Origin of the sequence: Vibrio sp. 1-2 (7-a) (assembly GCF_013048515.1) — a bacterium.
Classification (GTDB): Bacteria; Pseudomonadota; Gammaproteobacteria; order Enterobacterales; family Vibrionaceae; genus Vibrio; species Vibrio diabolicus.
The window spans coordinates 200,879-223,620 of the sequence record NZ_VHSQ01000005.1; the positions used below are offsets into that span (position 1 = coordinate 200,879).

A 22,742-nucleotide genomic window follows, 5' to 3' on the forward strand; every position below is an offset into this window, starting at 1 on the left:
TCACGGTCGTCTTCCAATGTGCCTCTCGCGAGACGGAGGGCAGAAGTTTTAGTGTTTATTGTTATTATGTTTGGTTTTTTTTGTTGTTAGTTGTGTTTTTAGGGTAAATAAATATAGAGCATAAAATTAATATTGCAAATAGAAATAATATTTGTTCTTATTTACATCCGTTGGCTTTATAACAACTAAACGGAATTATGGAATGAATAAATTATTGACCCTGACCCCCTTGGCGGTCGCGATTGGTTCTTCACTAGTAGCACCAAGCGCAGTGGCTTCAGAAGAGACGAACTCAACCTCATCAGCAACTGAAACGATTCAAGTCTTCGGGCATCAGTACGAAGGTTATGCTGAACACATGCCTCAATCAGGCACCAAAACCGATGTGGAATGGCTTGATGTGCCACAAGCGGTATCCGTAGTAACGAAAACAGAAATGCAAGACCGAGGCGTGGTGCGCTTAGTGGATGCGCTAGATGGGGTAGCCGGGGTCAATAACACCTTGGGCGAAGGCAGCCGCGATCAGTTCATGATCCGTGGTTTTGATTCACTCAACGATATGTACCGTGATGGCTTGCGAGATGACGGTACGTTGCAGTCTTACCGCAGCTTAGCGAACGTTGAACGCGTTGAAATTGTGAAAGGCCCTGCGGGTGCTTTGTATGGCCGTGGTTCGGCTGGGGGCATCATCAACTTGGTGACGAAACGCGCTAACGGTGAGAATTTTACTCACATAAACGGCAGTGTAGGTAGCAACAACCAGTATGTCGGTCAGGTCGACAGCTCAATGGCGTTTTCAGATAAGGTCAACGGGCGTATTAACTTGGAATACCGTCAAGCCGACTCGTACGTTGATCATGTTGATTCAAACGATTTCTTCATTGCACCGACCATTCGTGTGTTACCAGCGGAAGGTCACACCATTGATATTGACGTGGAATACGCCCATCAAGAACTAGTGCCATATCGTGGTGTGCCATCAAAAAATGGCAAGCCAGTTGATTTGCCAGTAAGCACTTACTTTGGCGGCACAAACGACTATCAGGAGTCAGACAGTCTCCGTATTGCGGTGGATTACGAATGGCATCTGAATGATCAATGGGTATGGAACAACCGAGCGGCGTTCAACCATATCGAACTTGAGCAAAAAGGCACGCGTCAGGGCAAAGTGACGGGTAATGAAGTGTCTCAAACCGTTAACAACTTTGGTTACGATCCACGTACTACGACCACTTTGCAATCTGAGTTGGTTTGGGAAACCAGGGACAATCAATTGATGGTGGGTGCAGATTTCAACCAGATCGATATCGACCTAACGTTGGCAAGTGATAAAACGCTTCCTCCGCAAAATATCTACGACCCAGTCGTTGGTCCAACGACTGATCCGGGCTTTAAGCCATTTCGTGACAATACCACCACCACGACAGGTTTGTATGTGCAAGACGTCTATACGTGGGGCGACCTTTCTTTGATCGGTAACGTGCGTTACGACTCGATGGAGCTCGAACAACAAAAAGCGGGCTCAGATAAGGAAAAATTGGATGATGACAAAGTCAGCTACCGTGCTGGTTTGGTATACCGTATCAATTCCGACACATCCGTATACGCCAGTTTAGCGCGCTCTTGGCAGTTACCGTACGCTGGTATCTACATCAATCCAAAATTGGCGGAATTCTTCCACACCGACTTAAAAGAGGTGGGTGCAAAAGCGTACCTTTTGGATAACGCATTAATGTTGAATGCGGCACTGTTCCAGATTGATCAAGAGCAACCACAAACTAACTTGGACGGCGATGTGATCGATAAAATTGAAGTGCGTCACCAAGGCATTGAATTAGAGGCTCGCGGTCAAATCACCAAACAGTGGGACATCTCTGTGGGTTACAGCTATTTGGATGCGGAAGACAAAGCCACAGGCAAAAAGCCGAACGATGTATCAGACCACTTGTTCTCTCTTTGGAGCACTTACCAATTGGATGACAACTGGCGTTTAGGCGGTGGTGTGAAGTACGTGGGCGATCGTTACGCAGGTAACGACGAAGCAGTCGCACTTGGCGATTACACAACGGTGGATTTGATGGCGGCGTACACCACTGGTCGTCACAAAATCCAAGCGAACGCTTACAACATTTTGGATGAGAAATACATTCTTGGCGCAACAAACGGCACGTCTGGCTTAAACCAGATTGGCTACGGCGCACCAGCCGAGTTCATGCTTAGCTACGGATACCAGTTCTAGGCTTGTTGTGCGTAGTTAGCGCCTGTTAGCCAATTTTTACCTCATATTGAGGATGTTTAGCCCCGAGAGCCTACGGGATGTATTCTGCCCGAGGCTCAATTTCTCGCAAAGGAGATCTTAATGTCTTACCAGAATTTGGATGGTAAAGTGCGTGTACGTGCTGGTTTGTCTACCACTTACAGTGTGCTTGCGATTGCAATCGCTTCTGCCACATCCATGAGCGCGGTTGCCGCTCCTGCTAAAAAAGAACAAACTACCGCGATGGAAACCGTCGTTGTCACTGGCAGCGTGATTGGCAACTCTGACATTGAAGACGTCAAAGAGTACCCTGGTGCTCGTACCGTCATTACCCGTGATCAAATTGAGAAAACCGCAGCGGGTTCGATTGATAATGCGCTACAGCGCGTTCCGGGTATTAAAGTTCAGGATGAAAGCGGAACGGGCGTATTGCCTAACATTTCTGTACGTGGTTTGAAAGCAAGCCGTAGTGGTCATGCTCAGTTCTTGATGGATGGTGTACCGCTAACACTTGCGCCATATGGTCACACTGGTCAGTCTATCTTCCCAGCAACACTGTCGATGCTTGATCGTATTGACATTGTACGCGGTGGTGCCGCAGTACAGTACGGCCCAAACAACGTCGGTGGTGTGATCAACTTAGTGACCAAACCGATTCCACACACGTGGCAAACTGAAATCAGTAACCGTCTTACCGTGTTTGATGGCGGTGATGCGCCGCTGAATGATTTTTACCTGCGCACGGGCGGCTGGTTAAGCGACACGTTTGCACTGCAGTTGGAAGGTAACTTCCTAAAAGGTGAAAGCTTCCGTGAACATTCCGATACGGACGTGAAGAACTTTCAAGCTAAAGCACAGTGGCTATTGAGTGACACTCAAGAGATTCAAGCATTCCTGCAACGTTACGATGCTGAAACGCAAATGCCTGGTGCACTTTCGCCACAAGACTACGAACAAGATCGTCACCAATCGAAACGTCCTTACGATGATTATGAAGGTAAGTCGACACGCTGGAGTGTTAAGTACATCCACGATTTGCCATTTGCCGACAGTGCTGAGCTAGAAGTGCTAACGTTTGGTCACAAGTCAGAGCGTCTTTTTAAGTGGGGCTTTAACAGCGCGGGTGGCCATTGGGCGGATCCGGCTTTGCCAGCGACGGACGTTCGTACCTCTCCACGTGAATTTACCGTGTACGGCATAGAGCCAAAAATGGCGATGTACTTTGGCGAAGGTAAATCCGTTACTCAAAACTGGATCGTGGGTACCCGTTATGTTAACGAAGACATTGACTACAAACTCACTCAGACTCCAATCGCCGGTGGTGCAACCAGCGTTCCGCGTGATTGGCATTTAGATACGGACGCGTTTGCTGGATACGTTAGCAACGAAATTGGTTTGTTCAATGATACATTGAAGGTAACGCCTGGGTTGCGTGTTGAGTCGGTTCGAATGACGTTTACCGATCATGGTAAAAAGCAAACGGCAGACAACACGGTGACCGAATGGTTGCCGGGTTTGACGGTGGCATATAACGTGACTGATCAATGGATAACGTATGCGAACGCGCAAAAATCACTTCGTGCGCCACAAATTGCCTATATCCGAGGCTTGGGTGAAGAAGGTAGCGAACTGGCTTGGAACTACGAAGTCGGCGCGCGTTACACCCAAGATGCGACCAGCTTTAACGCTGCACTTTATCGCATCGACTTTGAAGATCAATTGCAATGGCAAAGCTCAACGCAGACCTTCGATAACATCGGAAAAACACTTCACCAAGGCATAGAGCTTTCTGCTCGTTACGTGCCTGAAGCACTACCTGCACTGAGTTTAGGCGCAAGCTACAACTATCTAGACGCTACGCTTGAAGAAGAAGGCGCGAATAAAGGTAATCAACTGCCTTACACCTCTAAGCATCAGCTTGGTTGGGATGCAACCTACGCATTTTACGGCATGGACACCACGCTATCGGGCTTCTACTTCAGTGATTCGTATACCGATAACGCCAACACCAGTGCCGAAGACGCAACAGGTGCAACGGGCAAAGTGCCGTCTTACATGGTGTGGAACTTCAACTTAGGTACGGATTTATACAAAGACGACAAAGGCAAGTTGCGCATGAATGTTGCGGTAAACAACTTGTTTGACGAGGAGTATTACTTCCGTGGGATTGATACCAGCCCAGTTGGTCGATACCCAGCTCCGGGACGCTCTTACACACTGGATCTGAACTATCAGTTTTAAGCGTTTCGTTCACCGAGTTTGAAAAGAAAAGTCGCCAATTTACCTTGGCGACTTTGCCGATCTTAGGTACTGGAAAACTCTAGCACTGGAAAAAAGCAAGATGAAAAATAAAAAACAATTTACGATCAAACACTTTTCAACCGTTTTGCTGATGCTGTTGAGCTCAGTTTTTATGTCATTTTCCGCAAGTGCTCAGGTGCGTAGCGTGCAAGATGAGCAAGGCACGTTTGAGCTAGAAGCGATACCTCAACGTATTGTGGTTTTGGAGTTTTCGTTTGTGGACGCTCTGGCGGCCGTCGATGTCTCACCGGTAGGCGTTGCCGATGACAACGATGCCACACGAGTCATCCCTGCTGTTCGCGCCAAGATTGAACCTTGGCAATCGGTCGGCATGCGTTCACAACCGAGTTTAGAGGCGATTGCGGTGCTCAAGCCTGATTTGATCATTGCCGATGCTGAACGCCATCGCGCGATTTATCAAGATTTGCAGCGAATTGCGCCAACCTTGCTGTTAAAAAGCCGTGGAGAGACGTATAAAGAAAACCTCGAATCTGCACAGAAAATCGGGGTTGCGATTGGCAAGCTAGAGCAAATGACGCAACGCATTGAGCAGCACAAACAGACCATTGCGGAGTTCAAACAGCATTTTGCGACACAAGAAACCATTCAGTTTGGTGTGGTTTCCGACAAAGGGATGTGGCTGCATAGCCCGGTTTCTTACGCTGGTGGCGTTTTGAGCACACTAGGTATCCAAAGCCCGCTGGCTCCATCTGAGCAAAAAGCGTATATCCCAACCAGCTTCGAACTTTTACTAAAAACCAACCCTGATTGGTTGTTAGTTGGACTTTACTCTCAACCAAATATTGTGGATGAATGGCGCAAAAATCCGTTATTTAAGCTGCTAACTGCTGCGAAAAAACAGCAACTTGTTGAGGTTTCTCCTGAGCTGTGGTCGTTAAATCGCGGCATGTTGGCTGCGGAAGAAATTGCTCGCAACCTTGAAGCGTTATTGGAGCGCTCATGAGTGCGGCGATAAGCTCAGAAAGCGCGTCTTCGGTTAGCAAATCGCATTGGAAAGCGAGCTTGTTTGTCTGTGCTATGGCGTTGTGTACGCTGTCAGGCTATACCGCCTCAATGATTGGCTGGTCTAACTTTTCCTTGAGTGTTAATGACCTGACAAGCTATTGGTTTGCGTTTGATGAGGGCAATATGCTGCATCAAATCCTCGCGACGTTGCGCGCTCCTCGCACCTATGCTGGGTTATTGATTGGTGCTTCGCTTGCGGTATCTGGCGTTCTGATGCAAGGATTAACTCGCAACCCTTTGGCGTCGCCATCCATTCTCGGCATTAATGCTGGTGCGGCGTGTTTTATGGCCTTGGCCTCCATCGGCGTACCATTCTTTAGTCAATTGAACCCAATCATCAACGCAGTATTCGGCGCGCTACTAAGTGGTGGTGCGGTCATGTTGTTGGGTGGTTTTTTCTCTGCGCGTTCTCACCCGTTGCGTTTGGTGTTGGCGGGCATTGCCATCAGTGCGCTATTGATAGGGTTAACTCGTGCGTCGGTAATTTTGGCGGATGACATGGCTTACAGCGTGTTGCATTGGTTAACGGGTTCACTCTCTGCGGTAGATTCTCAGCAGTGGCAGCAACTGTGGCCTTTTGCGACTTTAGGTTTGGTGCTCGCCATGGGATTAGCGCGAAACTTAAATTTACTCGCATTGGGGGACGAAGTGGCTGTCGGGTTGGGTGGTAACATTCGTCTTACGCGATTAATCAGTGGTTTAGCGGTTGTGCTGTTGGCAGGTACTAGCGTGGCGATTGCTGGGCCAATTGGCTTTGTCGGGCTGTTGGTGCCGCACTTGGTACGCCCGATTGTTGGTCACAACTATCACATTCTCATTCCGGTTTCCGCTTTGTGTGGCGCGGCATTGGTGACGTGGTCAGATGCTTTATCACGATCGATTGCCTTTCCGGCTGAAACGCCAGTGGGCGTGATTACCGCGCTGTTGGGCACACCTTGCTTTATCGCGATTGCAATGAGGAAATCATCATGATGAATCAAACCAAACTGTTTGCATTACTTGGATTGTTGCTGATTGCGTCTTCTCTCACGTTGTTTGTTGGCGCGGCGAATCTATCGGCTCAACAGGTTTTTGCATTGCTGTTTTCTTTCTCTGATTCGGACTTTGTGATTCACCAATATCGACTGCCGAGAATGTTGCTCGCCATTGGCGTGGGCGCTGGGTTAGGGCTATCAGGCGTTTTAGTGCAAGGCGTCATCCGTAATCCACTTGCCTCCCCAGATTTAATGGGGATAAGCGCAGGTGCAGGGTTGGCGGCTACCGCTTGTTTGGTGCTGTATCCAAATGCGCCAGTGGCAATGTTGCCGATGGTCGCCATGGCGGGAGGTTTGCTTGCTGCAGGCTTTATTGCTGTGCTGGCTTATTGGTCGAAGCCAACACCTGCGCGCTTGGCGCTGATTGGTGTTGCTGTCAGCGCATTTTTAGCCAGCGGTATCGACTTTCTTCTGATTGTGCACCCTATTGAAATCAACACAGCGATGGTCTGGCTAACGGGCAGTTTGTGGGGACGAAACTGGCAACAAGTGCCGTTTATTTGGAGTGCTTTATTGCTGCTACTACCATTGGCGTTTTGGCTGGCTTGGCGGCTAGATGTGATGGGACTGGGAGAAGAAAGCGCTACTACACTTGGCACGAAACCAAGACAGATCCAAATTCTTGCGTTGATTGCTGCCGTGCTATTGGCGAGCATCAGCGTGTCTGTGGCAGGCACGATCAGCTTTGTTGGCCTGCTTGCGCCGCATCTTGCGCGTTTGCTGTTTGGCCACAACCACAAGTTGTTGATTCCAGCCGCTGCAACCCTTGGCGCTTTGTTGGTGATTTGCGCCGATGGTTTAGCGAGAGGTTTACAGCCACCAATTGAGCTACCAGCGGGAGTGCTGACATCTGTTATTGGCGCACCATATTTCATTTTTCTTTTGTATCGTTATAGAGGTTGGTAAGCATGTTACGAACGCAGAACTTATCCGTCGCGTACGGCAAACAGACCATCATTCCAGATCTCTCTTTGTCGATTCCTCAAGGTAAAATTACCGCACTAGTTGGCCCAAATGGTTGCGGTAAATCGACATTATTAAAAACCTTGGTACGCATTAACAAGCCAGCTTCCGGCCAAGTGTTGTATGACGAAAAACCACTAAGCAACTACAGCGATAAACGCTTGGCGCGTTCGTTGTCTTTGCTGCCGCAAATTCTTGTCAGCCCTGAAGGTATTACCGTCAGAAAACTGGTCGAATATGGCCGCTCGCCTTACCTCTCTCATTGGGGCAGGTTAAGTCAACAAGACAAAGCCTTAGTCGAGCAAGCAATGCAAGATACTGGCGTGATAGAGTTTGCTGACAAGCCAGTTGAATCGTTGTCTGGTGGTCAAAGACAAAGGGCGTGGATTGCGATGGTAATGGCGCAAGATACTGACGTAGTGATGCTTGATGAACCAACCACTTACTTGGATCTCTCTCACCAAGTTGAGCTGATGAAACTTATGAGGCAGATGAACGACAAAGGCAAAACTGTAGTGGTAGTGCTGCACGATCTAAACCAAGCTTGCCGTTACTGTGATCATTTGGTGGTGTTGGAAAAAGGTCAGTTAGTCACGCAGGGAACGCCGCAAGAGGTACTGACAGAAGGCATGTTGGCATCGGTGTTTGATTTACAAGCGAGAGTATTTAACGATCCAATCTCAGGCACGCCGATGTGTGTGGCGGTGTAGGTCTTACGTCTTTCGAAAGCTATCTGCAATTAAAACGCTGAGCCATAAAAATAAACCCCGCTAGTTATACATTTGCTAGCGGGGTTTGTTGTTTTTAAGTGCGTTCCTAGCGTGGCGTTTAAGCCAGTTTAAACGTCGCTACTTTCGAGTTGAGATCCTCGGCTTGTGATTTCAGCTCAGCAGATTGATTCATCGATTCTTCGGCACCAACCACCAAGTGATCGGTCACATCTTTAATTGACGTGACGTTTTGTGTGATTTCATTGGTTACGTGCGTTTGCTCTTCGGCTGCGGTCGCGATTTGCGTAGCCATATCGCTGATCAACGCAACGGCCGCGTTGATTTCATCCAGAGCCAGTGCTGCGCGATCGGCATCTTCCACTGATCCTTGCGCGAGCTGAGAGCTTGTATCCATGATGGTCACAGCGCGTTGTGTGGTCTGTTGCAAAGTCTCGATCGTCGAGCGAATTTCTTCGGTTGAGGTGTGTGTGCGTTGTGATAGCACGCGAACCTCGTCTGCAACAACGGCAAAACCGCGACCTTGTTCACCTGCACGCGCCGCTTCAATCGCCGCATTCAGGGCCAGTAAGTTGGTTTGCTCTGCGATGTCTCGAATCGTTGATAGCACGGTTGAGATGTCTTGCGCGTGCTGGTTGAGCTCACCGATCACAACGCTCGCTTGGTTGACTTCAGAAGACAAGTTATTGATGGACGATTTGGAGTTGATCACCAACTCATGACCGTTTTGTGTGCTTGCTGAAGAGTCTTGAGCGGCTTTAGCCGTCTGCTCTGCATGTGCTGCAATCTCTTGCGTTGCCGATGCCATTTCAGTCACAGCGGTCGCCACCATAGTGATTTCTTGTTGCTGATGGTTCAGATCAGAAACCGACTGATTCGCGCGAGTCGTGCTCAGCTCCGATTGTTGGCTCAGTTCTTCCGCTTGGTGACGAATGTGACCAATAAGTTGCTGCAAACTTTCAACGAACTGGTTGAAATTTTCAGCCAGTTCACCAACTTCGTCACGGTTTTCTACTTTGATGCGTTGAGTCAGATCGCCGCTACCGTTGGCGATTTGCGCAAGCGCATTCGAAACGTTGTAGAGTGGACGGAACAAGATGTTACATAGCAGGTTAAACAAAGCCACACAGATGACGACGACGATAGTGGTTGCGATGATTTGATCCCAAACGGCTTCGTAGAGAGGGGCAACTAACGAGTTTTGATCTAACACTGTAACCGTTGTTAGTTTGGTGCCCTCAATATGGCGCGCGTAAACCACATATTCGGTGTTGTTAATCGAGACGCGACGCTCTGTGCCGGAACGTGCGGCAGAGGTAATATCGCTGTTGTTTAGGCCTAGCTTGCTAACAGGTTGGTTCAACAGCTTACCGTCGTTATGGGTGAAAATATTGCCCTGTTCATTGGCAATAAACATATAGCCTTCACCCGGTAGGATCACTTGGTTGAGGCTGTTCAGAATATCACCTATCTCGACGTCAGCACCCAGAACGACGGTTTGACCATGTAGTTGCAGTGCTTTACCAAGCGACACGACGTTGGCCCCCGTGGCCGCTGCGACGGTTGGGTTATCCATAAAGACTTTCGATGGATTGGCAATGGCGTTGGTGTACCAACCCCACTTGCGAGGGTCGTTATTACCTGGTGGCAAAACCACCCCATTAGCGTTGTCTTGTGAGCCGTCTGGGTAAGCGAGAAAGACGTTATCAAACGCGCCAGAGTCTCGGACTTGTTTCAAGTGCGTAACCAGAGAACGCTTCTCTGAATCGGAAGAGAGTGACGTCAGTGCACGCTCTTTTGAGAGTAACCAGTCCTTTACGTATTGATTGTAAGATGCGCTGGTGCTTTCTAGTCGTTGCGCGACTTCGACATCCAGTCTGTTTAATGAATCTCGAAAAGACAGCCCTTCTACCAGCACTCCCCCGAGAATGATGGCAGCACTGGCAGAGATCGCCAGTTTGTTTTTTAATGATAGATTTTTGAACATAAAGCGAATAATAGATCTTTGAATAATAGTTGTTGTGTTTTTATTCTCATCAGGACTCACCGAGCCGTTGAATATGCAGCAGAAAGTCAGATTCGAATCTGTTCAATAATTATATTTTATTGCTCAAAATAAATACTGACTCCATGTCGCGAATTTGAGTTTTACATCAAATAAGAAAAAGGCTTTTAAGCTGTGTTATTTATCTATTTGTAAAGTAAGGATTTGTCTATTTTTGTAAATGATAATTAATTTCATTAAAAGGTGATTTACGTCACGTTTGAGTAGTAAATAATCCATTAAAAATGTGAAGGTCATGGAACGAGGATTATATTGATCGGCTTAATCATTGTTATGGGCAATAGTTATGCGCAGTATATTGTTAGTCCCCGCGTTATTACTGTCAGGGTGTGCTCTGACACAACAATCGACGCCGATTCAGCCTGACGCCAATTGGCATGTCGACCAGTTATCGAACGGTATGAAATACCATCTTTACCCAACAAAAGACCAAGAAGTATCGGTCCGTTTGGTTCTGAATGTCGGCTCATTCCAAGAAGAAACCAATCAAAAAGGTTACGCTCACTTTGTTGAGCACATGGCGTTTAATGGCAGCACGCATTTTACCGGCAACGACGTTGTTAAACTTTTCGAGCAATCTGGTGGTAGCTTTGGTGCCGATATCAACGCCTTTACCACTTATCAGCAAACTTCTTACCAACTTGATCTTGCCAATAATACAAAGCTGGAAGATGCCCTGAAGTGGATGAGAGATATCGGAAACGGACTTCAGTTTGCTCCTGAACAAGTAGAGAAAGAAAAAGGGGTGATTCTTGGTGAATGGCGACGTGCTAACCCGGATGATAAGTCCTTTTCTATGCATGCTTATCAAGCGTCGATTGAAGGCACTATGTATGGTGAACACGACCCAATTGGTACTCGCGAAGCGATTCAAAATGCCTCATCAAGCAAGCTAAAAGCGTTTTACGACAAGTGGTACCAACCACAAAATGCCGAGTTGGTTGTGACCGGTAATATCGACGTGGATTCACTGTCCAATATTATCAAAAACAAATTCTCGAACTGGGAAAGCACCTCGGATACCGTAATAGAGAAGCGCCGCGATATTCGAGTGAATAACCAAAACCGAATCTTGCCAAGTAACACGATGGAATCACCAAGCCTTCATTTAGTGATTGAGCGTGGTCTAAGTGGCAGCACTACGATTGAACAGCAGCATCAAGTGTGGCGTGATGAAGTCGCAACACAGCTAATTCAACAACGTCTGATTCGTGTACTTAATGATGCCGCTGAACCTTTTCAGTATGCTTATGCCCAGCCTTACTATTCCAACTACCAGCGCATGATGTCGGCAGGTATTTCGTTTGGGCCTGAGCGTCGTGAACAAATGCATCAAACTTTCATCAGCACGTTGGCGTCACTGAGAGATTATGGTGCGACCCAATCTGAGTTAGAGAGCATCATGTCAAATTGGCAAGGTGAGCTCGCAAATATTGATTCAGACTGGGACCAACGTAAGCCAAACAGTTATGCAGAAGCGCGCGTTTTTCAAATTGACCAAGGCAGTGTGAGTCAATCAAAAGAGAGTTACGCCCAGAGTTTGTCTGAATTCATCAACAACGAGAATCTAGAGAGCATTAACACGCAATTGAATGCCTTGTTGTCTGAGCAACCAATCTTTGTGGTTGGGTTGGGGAAAAGTGAAGCGTCAGCTCAGTTCAATGATGTATTTACCGATCTATACAGTGCCTACCTCCAAACTGGGGAAAAACCGTTAGAGATGTATGACAAAGTGGATGGATTCTTACAGCCTACTCAAGAAGGTATCATCACCAGCATGCGTCAGGAAGCGGGTGGCTTTCAAGTTTATACGCTATCAAACGGTGTCGAAGTGTGGTTCCAAAAAGATGCCAAAGCGGGTGGCCGAGCTTATATTTACTATGCTAGCCAAGGCGGTAAAGCCGCCGTTGATCCAGCGTTATATGCTGCGTATGAAATCGCTGCAACGACGGCGATACGCAGTGGGTTAGGGGCATTTTCTGGTTCAGAGTTAGACAGTTACTTACGCAAAAATAACATTGCGCTTAGCGCGATTCTTGGTGCGACCAGTCACGGTTCACAAATTACCGCGCCAACAACGCATTTAACTTACGCGTTGAATGGACTATACAATCTAGCGACGGAGATTAAAGTCGACGAGCGCCAGATGGCGGCAGCGAAGCAAGAGTTTAAGCAGCAGAGCGGTGCTTTTTTTGAATCGCCGATGGGAAAACTGATTCAGAAAGTAAACGGTAATTCTTATTTGCCGGGTAGTCGTCATCGTATCGTGTCCAGTGACGATGTGGAGCAAGTGACTTCTGAGCAAATATTGGCGGTGCATGAGCAACTTTTCAAAACCAATGATGGTTTTAAGATGGTCATTGTGGCAAATGTCGAGCCGGAAGAAATTACGCCACTCTTGCGTAAGTATGTGGCCTCCATCGAGATGAAACCGAGTCGTTCGATTGATTACCATGTTGCGTTCAACACCGACGTGCCGGCGCGAACAGTCGTTGCGGATGGTCATGAACCTTCATCCTTGTATGTAATGCGTTTGACTAACACGAACGATTACCAACGTACGGCAAGGGATACGGTTATCGAAGATATTTTGCAACGTATCAGTAATGCGCGTGTCTTGGATATTGTTCGAGAAGAGTCTAGTCTCGATTACAGCCCAAATATTTACACTGTGACGCAAGATCGCGAACCAATCTCTGATTGGCTCTTGGAATCTCAAGTTGAGCCCGAAGACGTGGCAGTTTTAGATAGCAAGTTAGGCAAAATGTTTGATGACTTAGCTTCGAACATCACGCAAAAAGAAGTGGATACGGCAGCGAAGCAATTGGCGGTAGCGATGCAAGGATTAGATGATAACCCTGCTCAGCGCGCATGGTCGTATACACGCTACTTGGTGCATGATTACGGCGTCGATGTGTTACTTGACGTTGAAAAAGCGGCTAAGAGTGTGACATTAGAAGAAGTGAAAGCGCATGCGAGAGCGGCTTTTGGTCCACAAGCAAAGCGCTCGGTGATGATTTTAAACCCGGCCGAATAATCACTGTAGCTTCTGACGAAGCTCGTGTCTCTAGTAATAAAAAAGACGGCGTGAAAGCCGTCTTTTTTATGCACTTTAACCAAAGAGTTTACGCTGATTTACGCGTAGGTCGCTTTTCATTGTTGGTATTGTTTTCTTTCGTGCTGGCGTTTTCTTGAGCCTTTCCTTTCAGTGTCACCACTTCTTTTTCAGGTAATTCGGCCGCCTCACCAAAGAATTTACCACCAGGTTCGATGCTGAGGTTATTACTCCAGATCCTCCCACTTACACGTCCCTTGGCAAGTACTTGAATGTGTTCTGCGTGACAGTTACCATCCATCATACCATTGATGATCAGTTGCTTAGCGTAGATCTCACCATTTACTCGGCCGCTTTCTGCAACGACGAGAGTGCCTTCTACATTAATTTGACCATCGACGATGCCATCAATCTGGACATCGTTTTCTACTTTGAGTTCTCCGCTAACAGCACAGCCTTTGGCGATGAGAGTTGAAGCTGCTGAGCTACTCGTTGTTCCACGGTTTTGATTAAAGATTCCCATCGTATTCTTCGCTCCTTAGTAAAAATGTCTTCGAAATCATTGAGGCTCCAATCGACAAATGGCTTCGGATTCAGTGCTCGCCCAACAAAACGCACCTCGTAGTGAAGGTGAGGGCCAGAAGAGAGCCCACTGTTGCCGGAAATTGCAATCAGTTGCCCTTTTTTGACGAACTGACCGCTTTTTACTTTGAACTTTTTCAAGTGCGAATAAGAACTCGAAAAACCGAAAGAATGTTGCAGCCTGAGGAAGTTACCAGAGCCTTTATTGCTGCGGCGGGTGACTTCCACAACCCCATCTGCTGGGGCATAAACCTTAGTACCGGTATTCACGGCAAAATCGAGCCCGCGATGCATCTTAGCGACTTTTGTCACCGGATGAATGCGCTTACCGAAGCGAGAAGAGAGCCGCGCTTTACCGACCGGAGACCCGCTTGGTATTTGGTTTAACAACACCATGCGAACGTTCGACGTAATCGCCGCCGCATCAAGTCGGGCATCCAAATTATCCGTGGTAGTATGTTCTCCAACTCCAAGGACTTTCTCTAACTCTCCCAAACGCTCCGAAACAAGTTGTACTCGTTCTTCTCGCTCTGAGAGATCACTTTCTAGCTCGGATTTTAATGCTTTCAGTGTGCTGAGCTCTTCACCCATAGTGCGCGAATGTTCTGTCAATTCAGCTTGTTTTAACGCGGCATTATCGACGCGAGTGTACAAGTGATGAATTAAGATCGCGGTTGCGGCCAGAGCAATGACAAAAAAGCATAAAAACGTTTTTAGATTGCGTTGCATCCTTTTACTGAAGTACCAATGTCTGGAGCCATTGATGGTTGATATAGAGATCGTCAACTGGTCTTTCATCGTCTTCTACTGCTCGTATCTGGTATACGTCTCGTCACTGAGTTAATGGGAATGTAAGGAAAACAAACGGGGACCGCTAGAGGCAAATTGGAAAGAAGTGTCAGGCCGTGAGGCGTTTTCAGATATTAGATAAAAGACTCAATAAAGATTTAATATCCTAGTGCTTTTGGTCGTAGTTACTCCAAATCGCTTTATTGAACTGAAGATTTTGATTTATAAGGTGGTTATCCGAGAAATTAGATTGTGAATATTGCCAATAGCATCCTCACGCAATTCAACTTACTTCACGGTTTACCTTATAAATGTTGGATAATTTATCAAACCGACATTCATTATATCGATAACTTGTTTATGATAGCGGTCGATATAAAAGTGCTATTCAAAGGCTTTAAACCTAAGCGTGATCTTTCGCTTAGGAACACATAACTATGACAACGGAGTTGGTCGTGAAAAAACTACTATTGGCTACAGCAGTGGTCGCAGCTGCAGGGGGCGCTGGCTACCTGTACCAAAACAATACTACCCCGAGTGATTCAGTATCACTACTTTCGCAAGTTCCTGCGGATTCGCTCATGGTGACGTATCAGACGGAACCTTTTAATCATTATAAATACATGAATGCATTTGGCACGGCTAACCAAGGCTCGATTGCTGAACTTTTTGCCGATGAACCACTTTCTCCACAGCAACAGTTTGCCGTTAACTTGTTTGATGGATATCTGGAGAGCGCTGCATCGCCAGAAACGTTAAAAGCCTACTTAGGTACCGGAGAAAACATTAATCCAGTGTTGTACACAATCGGTATGGTACCAGTGTACAAATTGAAGATTGAAGACCCTGCCGCGTTATGGAAAACATTGGATCACGAAGAGCAGATGAGCGGTGCTAAGCACGAGCTGGTTAAACTTGGTGAAGTGGAGTTTCGTCGTTACGAGATGACAGATTCGGTTGACCCGCAAGATGGCATTGGCTTGGTTGTTGCCGTGGTTGACAACGTACTTACGTTAACGGTTGATATTCCGCAACTGGGTGTTCAAAACCCGCTTAAAATGGCATTGGGACTTGAGTCACCAAGTCAAAACATTGCGGAGAGTGGACGCCTAGCGGCGTTGCAGGCTAAATACGGCGAAAACAATAACTCTTTCGGTTACTTTGATCACCGTGAATTGGTTAAAGGTTTGACGACGAAAGATGGCAATATCTTTGCGCGTCAAGTCAGCATGCTGGATGCCATTGATCCTGAGCCGACTATTCAGGAGATGCGCTCACCAGCCTGTCATACTGAACTTACTCAAGTTGCAGAAAACTGGCCTCAATCCGTCGCATTTGCGGAATACAAGTTGAAAGGCGAGCAGGCATTCATTAAAGGTGCTTTTGTTGTTGAATCGAAAAATAAAGTGATTCTAGATGCGCTTAAGTCGATTCGTGGCGTTTTGGCAGAATCGAACAATGATAAGAGCTTCTTTAGCGTGGCGCTTGGTTTAGACATTAATACGCTAGCGCCATCGATTGGTCAGATTTGGAGCGACTTGACTCAGCCTCAGTACCAATGTTCTTTATTGACACAAATGCAGCAAGAGATGGGTGGCCAAAACCCAGCCGCAGCTGTGAGCATGGGCTCCGGCATGGTTAACGGCCTGAAAGGATTAAGCCTGCAAATGTTTGATATCCACGTTGACACTAATGCTCAGCACGGTGAAGTATTTAGCCAGCTAGATGGTATGTTGTCTCTATCTGCCAATGATCCAATGATGCTGATTCAAACCGCGCAAATGTTCGTCCCTGAGCTTGCTCAATTACAAATTCAGCCGGATAACCAGCCTGTTAATGTCAGTGACCTGCTAGAAATGCATACAGGCTTGAAGATGGATGTGTTTGCTCGCTTAAACGAAAACCATTTTACGCTCTACAGTGGTGAGAATGCCGAAGACGCGAGCAAAGAAGTGATGGCACAACCACTTTCTCCAAATGGCTTGTTCAGTTTTGACTTCGATTCAGAACGTATTTTGGAAGTGTTGGAAAGTGCGTCAGCCGTGACTGGTGAGCCGTTACCTGATGATGTTATGAAAAGCTTACAAGGTGAGCTTGTTGGTGGTATGACGATGGATGTAACAGATCAAGGTATTGGTTTTGAGTTTGATTACCGTGGTGCGACCAAACCCGTGACGGTTGCACAGCAGTAAAACATCGAGTAGAAAAAGGCGGCTAGTGCCGCCTTTATTTCATCGTCGAACTCAGATTTGTTTACCATCGAGTCGGACATTCATCAAGATTATGACTGCAACCAAACAGGGTTACTCCAGGCTGTGCTGCCGTCTTTATCTTCGACTTCTAAACTTATCCATCCCTCTGCGTCGCTAGGTATAGGTAGCGACAGCTCTATGCGTTGAGTATCAACTTTCGGGTTAATCGTCAGGGTATTCAGCACGTTGCCGCCTTTACCGATCAATCGAATTTCTTTTAGACCATCGGCTGCAACGACGTGGATGTCCCACGTATCGCCAGCTGTTGCTGTTTCACCAAACATAATGTTTTGCGGATAAAGAATAGGGCCTTGTGTTGCGTAGCCATGGCCGGCTTTAAGTGCTTGCGCAAACTTCGACGGCGATAGCTCTCCATCGACTCTTGCCATCATTCGAATCTGCCCCGTGAGTTGGTTCCACGCATCGTGGGTGTCGGTTCCCGCCGTAAAGTACATTGCTTCACCCAGGTCCCAGAGTTTATGCGCTTTCTTCAATGTTGGTTCATTGTCTACGCGCGCATTAAGCTCCATAAGGTCGAAGCGATCCGTTTTACCACCAGGGACTGCATTTTTAGCGATATTCGTAAAGTAGCCATAATCGTTGTATGGATGGTTCATCGGTACGACTTCAGCCCCCATCTCATGTACGGCGTTAAGTAACGTGTGAACGTCAGCAGTGCCAGGATCGACCGTTAGCTCGGCGCCATTATCGATAGGAAATGGGTTCATATGTCCCCATGATGGCGAAACTTCGATCGACGGGATGAAAGGCACGCCACGTTTCGCAGATAGTTCTGCAAACTTCTGGTGGTTAATGGTTGAGTCATGATCGCTAATGAAAGTCAGGTCAAGATCCGTTGCCAACTGAGCGCGCACAACAATTTCTGGCGGAGTAACGCCTTCCAACACGTTGCCATGATGGTGTAAATCTGCGCCATACCAATGCTGACGGTTAGGAAACGTCACTTGAGGCACTTCTACTCGTTGCTTCGTCGTTTTACCGGATGTTAGGGTTACGTCTAATGTTTGGGTTTTAGCTGTAAAGCCTCCACCAGAGTTGATACCTAATTTGTATTGACCGGGTGCCAGTTTTAGCTCCGCATGACCTGCAGGCAGCAGATCGGTAAAGAAGGTGCGTTTACCCAAAAATTCAACCGGTGGCGCTTGACCTTCAAGGATGGTGATTCTCGCATCTTTGGCCAGACCTGATGTTGCCTCTTCAACTTGAAGTGAGAGAGTTGCTGGGCGTTTTAGAGACGTAAAATCGAGTGTTTGCTCGCTATTTCTCGCCACTTGAATCGATTGCTGCTCGCTGTTTGCGTGACCAGTCGCTGTGCCGTAGATTTGGTACTCACCCTCAGGCAGCGCCATGCTGTACTGGCCATCTTTGGCCAATGTCCAGGCATAGGGTTGTCCTTCTTTTTCGATCATCACGATGGCATCTTCAGGAACACGACCATTATCTGCGCGTAATTGGCCGTTGATGGTGCCTGTCGCTTGTCCTAGTCGGTCAGCTTCTGCCTTGACAATGGGGGCCATGTCTCCATTTGGAACCACTTGTAATCGGGATTGGAAAGTGCGGCTTTCACCTGCTTTCAAGGTATGCCCTAGGTACATGTCACGACCATTGTATTTGACGCGATCAAAATAAGGAGCATGAAGTGCAAAGGCCCAGTCTCGATCATAAGCGACCATGCGATCGGCGAGGGCATTGTCGGCCATGGATTCTTCTTTCCCTTCCAATCCCGGCACGGCAAATTGGTAGCCAGTATCTGGCCAAATGGTGTGCCCTGATTCTAACGCGAGATCTTTTTTACCTTGGTTGGTCATGACCGTTTTAAGCGCAATTGAGTCAGCTCCAGAAGCGAGTGTATACCATGTTGTGATATCAACGTTATCGAAGTTGCGGCTCACTTTAATGACCGCTTTATTGTCGCTGTCTTCGATAATTTCAATGGATTTGCGATCATTCGGCCATGCGGACCAGCTGTTAGGAATGAAGTCAGCAAAGGCAACACGGTCAAGGTCTACTTTGCCATTCTTTACTGCTGCCAAATCGACCAATGTTCCTCGCGGTACGCCCCATGGTGGTGCGGATTCAACAGCGAGAGCGAAGGCGACATGTTCGTTTTGAACGGTAATGTCTTGAGCGTGTGTAGCTTCGCCATCGGGGATCGTGGTCTTTCCTTGTGTGATACTCACTCCCGCATTCGCTGAAGTTCCAAGCAAAAGGCCAGAGATTAAAGTTGCCACTGCACTTTTTGAAAAATTATGCATGAAGACACTTCCTTTTTTTCATGATTTATTATGTGAGTTGTCGATGGCATTGTGCGTTAACTTGATTAGACGTTCAATTAAAAAAGCGAAAGAAATGAAGAGGTCAACTCGTTTCTATTATTGTTTTACAATTGATTCCTGAATCTTAAGTTTTGATTTTAAATGTATTTTGTTGTTTGATTCGTTTTTGTATAGAGTAATAAAAATATTTAGAACACTAATTATTTTGGGATAGATGTGAACGATTTTTGGCAGCATTGAGCAAACAAAATGATAACAATTACACTGTATATGTGAGAAAAAAGGTCAAGATAGTTCTGAGAACGCATATAATATTTTGAGTTAAATTTGACTTTTTATTCTTTATGTTTGGGTTTTTATCTTGTCTCTGACTAAAAGGCCTTTAATAAAGATTAGAGCAAACATAGAGACACTATGTTTTTTGAGTGAACTATATACGGTGGCAATATGTCGAAAACATATCAATTGATTGCTTGAGGTTTAGATGGGGTTTATTCGTAAATATAAACTGAGCGTAGTTTTATTTTTGAGCGGTGTGACATGTTTAATTGCGTACCACGCTCAGGGCTCTTACGTAGATGAAAATGGCTTATTAGTAGAGTCATTTGGGTTTATCCCTTTGTTTTGGCTCTTTTTAGGGTTAGCCTTCGCCTCTTTTGTGGGCACTTTTTTCAAACACCGTAATCGTAATTAAAGAGCAAACGTGAAGTTTACTCCTTTATCTGAGGATGGGAGTATTGCTGATATTTTGGTAACTCTTTCCTTAGGTTACTAAATGTTGCTCGTGCACTTTGTTTTGATAGTTTGTTGATTAGCCAGATTGGCAAAAGGCCTCCGGGGTCAGCAAACGCTTTGTAATCAATGAGTGTCGTGCCATTAGTGAGCTTCTGTAATTCCCAAGTTGCAGCAACCGAACGAATGCGAACATAGCCCTTTTGTTCAGCAAGATATGAGTCTGGTGCGCTTTTGATTTTTATCGTGAACCCAAGCTCATCGACCCAATATTCAGAGTAGGTGAGCATATCACGATTTTTTGCAGGCCATGGCGCCGTAAATTGGGTATAAACGATGTTTTCGGTGGCTGATATTTGATTTAAAACCCGGCTATGACTGGCATTGTCAATCCAGTTCGGGATATTGTCACTATCTTCCAATAGCGTTAAAAATGCGCCATAGCTGGTGGGTGTGAACATCCGAGCACGAATCTCAACTAAACCGTCGGTATGCTCTCGAGAGTAGATAGTGATTCCGTTATCGTCACTATCAAATTGCCAGTACTCGTTGGCTTTTGCGGCGGTGCCAGCGGATATAAAAGTGGCGAGTAGTAGCGCGCCAATTCGTAAATGCAACATCATGTTAGTACCCGCCAACTTATCCTTAGTTAAAGCTTATACGATGTGTTCTTAATTATAAGGACAATAGTAAGTCTTTTCGTTACTGTTCTGAAGGTTGCTCTGCTCCAAAACCTCGTTGAATATTGGTGAGCGTTATTGCTGCAAACACCACAATAACGATTGATAGATGCCAGGCTTGGCTTAAACCAAGCTGTACCAATGTTAAGCTGACCAATGAGGATACGATCATTTGTCCACCTCCAGACATGGCTGCTGCAGCACCAGCCTGCTTTTTGTAGGGTTGCATTACCATGGCTTGCGCGCAGGGTAGGGCAATGCCGTTACCTAAGATCATTAATAGTTGCCCCAACATTAAATACAGCGGTTCTACCGGGCAGAAGAACAACCATATTGCAGCACTGAGATGCAGGAATGGACTACAAAGTAGCATTCTTTTGTTGCCGATAATTGGCCTTACTCGGTTACAAATCGTGGTGCCGCCTAACATACCTAAAGCGGGAATGAGTGCCCACATTGCGTATTGATCGGATGTCATGCCAATTTGGTCTTGCATGATAAATGGCATCACGGACACGGTCGTTATCATCAGGCTGAAGTTTAACCAACTGATGCTGGCAAAACTCATAAAGTAACGTGACGTCACCAAGTCTCGATACTGGAAAAGCATGTTGCGTGGTGACGGAATAACAGATCGTTTTGCAATGGTTTCTGTAAACTTAAAGGCGATGATTCCCCAAGCGAGTGAGACATAACCTAGCAGTGAAATGAACACCATACTCCAACCAAAGTGGAAGTTGATAAAGCCGCCAATCACAGGCGCAATGAGTGGCGTGATCGAAGCTGCCATAGCGATATAAGACATGGCGACAGGGAGCTCATCACCGCTAAATCTATCTCGAGTCGATGCTCTTGCGAGTACCGCGCAGCACCCAGTTCCTAAGCCTTGTAGAAAACGCCCCATCACCATGCCTGTGAAGGTGTCACTAAGGAAAATGATCATTAATAGACCAGACATCGCGATGAGCAAACCCGTCAGTAGTACTTTTTTTCGACCCAAAGCATCCGATACCGGACCGTAAATGAACTGAGAGGGACCAAAACCGAGTAAGTAAATACTCACGAGCAGTTGGGCTTGATCAAGGGAGATAGAAAAGTCTTTTGCGATCCATGGCAAAGAGGGCATAACAAGCCCCATGCTCAATTGGCCAACACTGATAATAAGACAGGCGAGTAAGATAGTGCGAAAGTTGATTGGGCGACTCATGATGGATCACCATCAGAATAACCTCTTTGCTTTCGTGTTCTGAGGCAGCCTTCATCATCCACTTCATTTAACTTAGATTTGACGCGTTTTACGGTAGATAGGCTGACATCACACTGCTCCGAAACACTCTTCAACGTATAGCCTTCTAACAGCAACGTTGCGATCTGTTGGTGTTTAGTTTTGTCTGCTGGGCGTCCGCGAAATTTCTGTTTCCACAAATCTGGCTGCTCTTTAATGGCTTGTCGCCCTTGCTCCGCGGCAAACAGGCGATGTTCAGTCTGCACTTTTCCATATCCAGATAGCACGGTGAGTAGCGTTTGAGTTTGAACAGAATCCGGTTCAAATGTGAGTGGTTCACAAACGGTTTTCAGTGTGACCCCTTTTGCTAGTAATACTTTTATTGTATTTAACGCCTGACTAAAATCTCGACCAAATGCCGTTAGCCACCAGAGCACAATCGTATCACCTGCTTTGACGATATTGAGTAGCTGTTGGAAAGCTTCTCGTTCTGCTGGAGGCATGCAACCGCGAACCTTATCCTCAAAATGTTGGGCGTCAGGCACGAACGCTTTTAGGACACCGAGGTGCTCTTGATAAGCTCGATTCTTTGGCGAGTAACGTGTGTAAAGATAAGTAGCCATATGGACTATACGCCTTTTTAATTTGGTTCATATGCTGTAATAGCTCATAAATATACAGAGGTTCATTAATGCTTACAACACTAAGTGAACCCGAAGTCGTTAACGGACTTCGGGTCTTTTACTATTAAGTCGT

The 22,742-nt window shown here is 46.6% G+C and carries 16 protein-coding genes; 9 read left to right on the plus strand and 7 right to left on the minus strand.

What is annotated here, in order from left to right:
- Positions 1-202: 202 nt before the first annotated feature.
- From FKN08_RS15540 to fecE, 6 genes are all read left to right on the plus strand, one after another.
- Positions 203-2,239, plus strand: a complete 2,037-nt coding sequence (locus FKN08_RS15540) for a TonB-dependent siderophore receptor (RefSeq protein WP_170892476.1) — start codon at positions 203-205, stop codon at positions 2,237-2,239.
- Positions 2,240-2,359: 120 nt separating this feature from the next.
- A complete protein-coding gene (pvuA, locus tag FKN08_RS15545) occupies positions 2,360-4,498 on the plus strand; it encodes a TonB-dependent siderophore vibrioferrin receptor PvuA (protein WP_170892477.1) in 2,139 nt (712 codons plus the stop codon).
- 100 nt (positions 4,499-4,598) lie between these two features.
- Positions 4,599-5,522, plus strand: coding sequence for a Fe(3+) dicitrate ABC transporter substrate-binding protein FecB (locus FKN08_RS15550; protein ID WP_170892478.1), 924 nt, complete (start codon positions 4,599-4,601; stop codon positions 5,520-5,522).
- On the plus strand, positions 5,519-6,556 hold the full coding sequence (locus FKN08_RS15555) for an iron chelate uptake ABC transporter family permease subunit (RefSeq protein WP_170892479.1): 1,038 nt from the start codon (positions 5,519-5,521) through the stop codon (positions 6,554-6,556). Before FKN08_RS15550 ends, FKN08_RS15555 begins: the two co-directional genes overlap by 4 nt.
- Positions 6,553-7,524, plus strand: coding sequence for an iron chelate uptake ABC transporter family permease subunit (locus tag FKN08_RS15560; RefSeq protein ID WP_065646139.1), 972 nt, complete (start codon positions 6,553-6,555; stop codon positions 7,522-7,524). The genes FKN08_RS15555 and FKN08_RS15560 overlap by 4 nt, the downstream gene beginning before the upstream one ends.
- Before the next feature lie 2 nt (positions 7,525-7,526).
- Complete coding sequence (gene fecE / locus FKN08_RS15565) at positions 7,527-8,291, plus strand: Fe(3+) dicitrate ABC transporter ATP-binding protein FecE (RefSeq protein WP_170892480.1); 765 nt, start codon at positions 7,527-7,529, stop codon at positions 8,289-8,291.
- A 118-nt stretch (positions 8,292-8,409) separates the two neighbouring features.
- Here fecE and FKN08_RS15570 read toward each other — a convergent pair whose 3' ends face one another.
- Positions 8,410-10,296, minus strand: coding sequence for a methyl-accepting chemotaxis protein (locus FKN08_RS15570; protein WP_065646140.1), 1,887 nt, complete (start codon positions 10,294-10,296; stop codon positions 8,410-8,412).
- Between the two features lie 364 nt (positions 10,297-10,660).
- Between FKN08_RS15570 and FKN08_RS15575 the strand changes: the two genes are divergently transcribed.
- A complete protein-coding gene (locus FKN08_RS15575) occupies positions 10,661-13,411 on the plus strand; it encodes a M16 family metallopeptidase (RefSeq protein ID WP_170892481.1) in 2,751 nt (916 codons plus the stop codon).
- 88 nt (positions 13,412-13,499) lie between these two features.
- Here FKN08_RS15575 and FKN08_RS15580 read toward each other — a convergent pair whose 3' ends face one another.
- Together FKN08_RS15580 and FKN08_RS15585 are read right to left on the minus strand one after the other, a co-directional pair.
- Positions 13,500-13,952 (minus strand): polymer-forming cytoskeletal protein, encoded by a 453-nt coding sequence (locus tag FKN08_RS15580; protein ID WP_170892482.1) that lies wholly within the window; start codon positions 13,950-13,952, stop codon positions 13,500-13,502.
- Positions 13,856-14,809 carry a M23 family metallopeptidase gene (locus tag FKN08_RS15585; RefSeq protein WP_005395595.1) on the minus strand — a complete coding sequence of 318 codons (954 nt, stop codon included), beginning with the start codon at positions 14,807-14,809 and terminating at the stop codon, positions 13,856-13,858. Before FKN08_RS15585 ends, FKN08_RS15580 begins: the two co-directional genes overlap by 97 nt.
- Positions 14,810-15,237: 428 nt before the next feature.
- Between FKN08_RS15585 and FKN08_RS15590 the strand changes: the two genes are divergently transcribed.
- Positions 15,238-16,992, plus strand: coding sequence for a hypothetical protein (locus FKN08_RS15590; protein WP_170892483.1), 1,755 nt, complete (start codon positions 15,238-15,240; stop codon positions 16,990-16,992).
- Positions 16,993-17,081: 89 nt separating this feature from the next.
- Here FKN08_RS15590 and FKN08_RS15595 read toward each other — a convergent pair whose 3' ends face one another.
- On the minus strand, positions 17,082-19,328 hold the full coding sequence (locus tag FKN08_RS15595; RefSeq protein ID WP_170892484.1) for a CehA/McbA family metallohydrolase: 2,247 nt from the start codon (positions 19,326-19,328) through the stop codon (positions 17,082-17,084).
- A gap of 505 nt (positions 19,329-19,833) precedes the next feature.
- On the opposite strand from FKN08_RS15595, the gene FKN08_RS15600 reads away from it, so the two are divergent.
- Positions 19,834-20,043, plus strand: a complete 210-nt coding sequence (locus tag FKN08_RS15600) for a DUF3955 domain-containing protein (protein WP_005395601.1) — start codon at positions 19,834-19,836, stop codon at positions 20,041-20,043.
- Between the two features lie 16 nt (positions 20,044-20,059).
- Here FKN08_RS15600 and FKN08_RS15605 read toward each other — a convergent pair whose 3' ends face one another.
- From FKN08_RS15605 to FKN08_RS15615, 3 genes are all read right to left on the minus strand, one after another.
- Positions 20,060-20,704, minus strand: a complete 645-nt coding sequence (locus FKN08_RS15605; RefSeq protein WP_170892485.1) for an START domain-containing protein — start codon at positions 20,702-20,704, stop codon at positions 20,060-20,062.
- A gap of 79 nt (positions 20,705-20,783) precedes the next feature.
- Positions 20,784-21,968: a multidrug effflux MFS transporter gene (locus FKN08_RS15610; protein ID WP_170892486.1), complete on the minus strand. Its 1,185-nt coding sequence runs from the start codon at positions 21,966-21,968 to the stop codon at positions 20,784-20,786.
- Positions 21,965-22,609, minus strand: coding sequence for a recombinase family protein (locus FKN08_RS15615; protein ID WP_145472363.1), 645 nt, complete (start codon positions 22,607-22,609; stop codon positions 21,965-21,967). Before FKN08_RS15615 ends, FKN08_RS15610 begins: the two co-directional genes overlap by 4 nt.
- Positions 22,610-22,742 lie beyond the last annotated feature (133 nt).

Coding starts and splice junctions, on each gene's coding strand:
- FKN08_RS15540 (WP_170892476.1), top strand. CDS start 203: ATGAATAAATTATTGACCCTGACCCCCTTGGCGGTCGCGATTGGTTCT.
- pvuA (WP_170892477.1), top strand. CDS start 2,360: ATGTCTTACCAGAATTTGGATGGTAAAGTGCGTGTACGTGCTGGTTTG.
- FKN08_RS15550 (WP_170892478.1), top strand. CDS start 4,599: ATGAAAAATAAAAAACAATTTACGATCAAACACTTTTCAACCGTTTTG.
- FKN08_RS15555 (WP_170892479.1), top strand. CDS start 5,519: ATGAGTGCGGCGATAAGCTCAGAAAGCGCGTCTTCGGTTAGCAAATCG.
- FKN08_RS15560 (WP_065646139.1), top strand. CDS start 6,553: ATGATGAATCAAACCAAACTGTTTGCATTACTTGGATTGTTGCTGATT.
- fecE (WP_170892480.1), top strand. CDS start 7,527: ATGTTACGAACGCAGAACTTATCCGTCGCGTACGGCAAACAGACCATC.
- FKN08_RS15570 (WP_065646140.1), bottom strand. CDS start 10,296: ATGTTCAAAAATCTATCATTAAAAAACAAACTGGCGATCTCTGCCAGT.
- FKN08_RS15575 (WP_170892481.1), top strand. CDS start 10,661: ATGCGCAGTATATTGTTAGTCCCCGCGTTATTACTGTCAGGGTGTGCT.
- FKN08_RS15580 (WP_170892482.1), bottom strand. CDS start 13,952: ATGGGAATCTTTAATCAAAACCGTGGAACAACGAGTAGCTCAGCAGCT.
- FKN08_RS15585 (WP_005395595.1), bottom strand. CDS start 14,809: ATGAAAGACCAGTTGACGATCTCTATATCAACCATCAATGGCTCCAGA.
- FKN08_RS15590 (WP_170892483.1), top strand. CDS start 15,238: ATGACAACGGAGTTGGTCGTGAAAAAACTACTATTGGCTACAGCAGTG.
- FKN08_RS15595 (WP_170892484.1), bottom strand. CDS start 19,328: ATGCATAATTTTTCAAAAAGTGCAGTGGCAACTTTAATCTCTGGCCTT.
- FKN08_RS15600 (WP_005395601.1), top strand. CDS start 19,834: ATGGGGTTTATTCGTAAATATAAACTGAGCGTAGTTTTATTTTTGAGC.
- FKN08_RS15605 (WP_170892485.1), bottom strand. CDS start 20,704: ATGATGTTGCATTTACGAATTGGCGCGCTACTACTCGCCACTTTTATA.
- FKN08_RS15610 (WP_170892486.1), bottom strand. CDS start 21,968: ATGAGTCGCCCAATCAACTTTCGCACTATCTTACTCGCCTGTCTTATT.
- FKN08_RS15615 (WP_145472363.1), bottom strand. CDS start 22,609: ATGGCTACTTATCTTTACACACGTTACTCGCCAAAGAATCGAGCTTAT.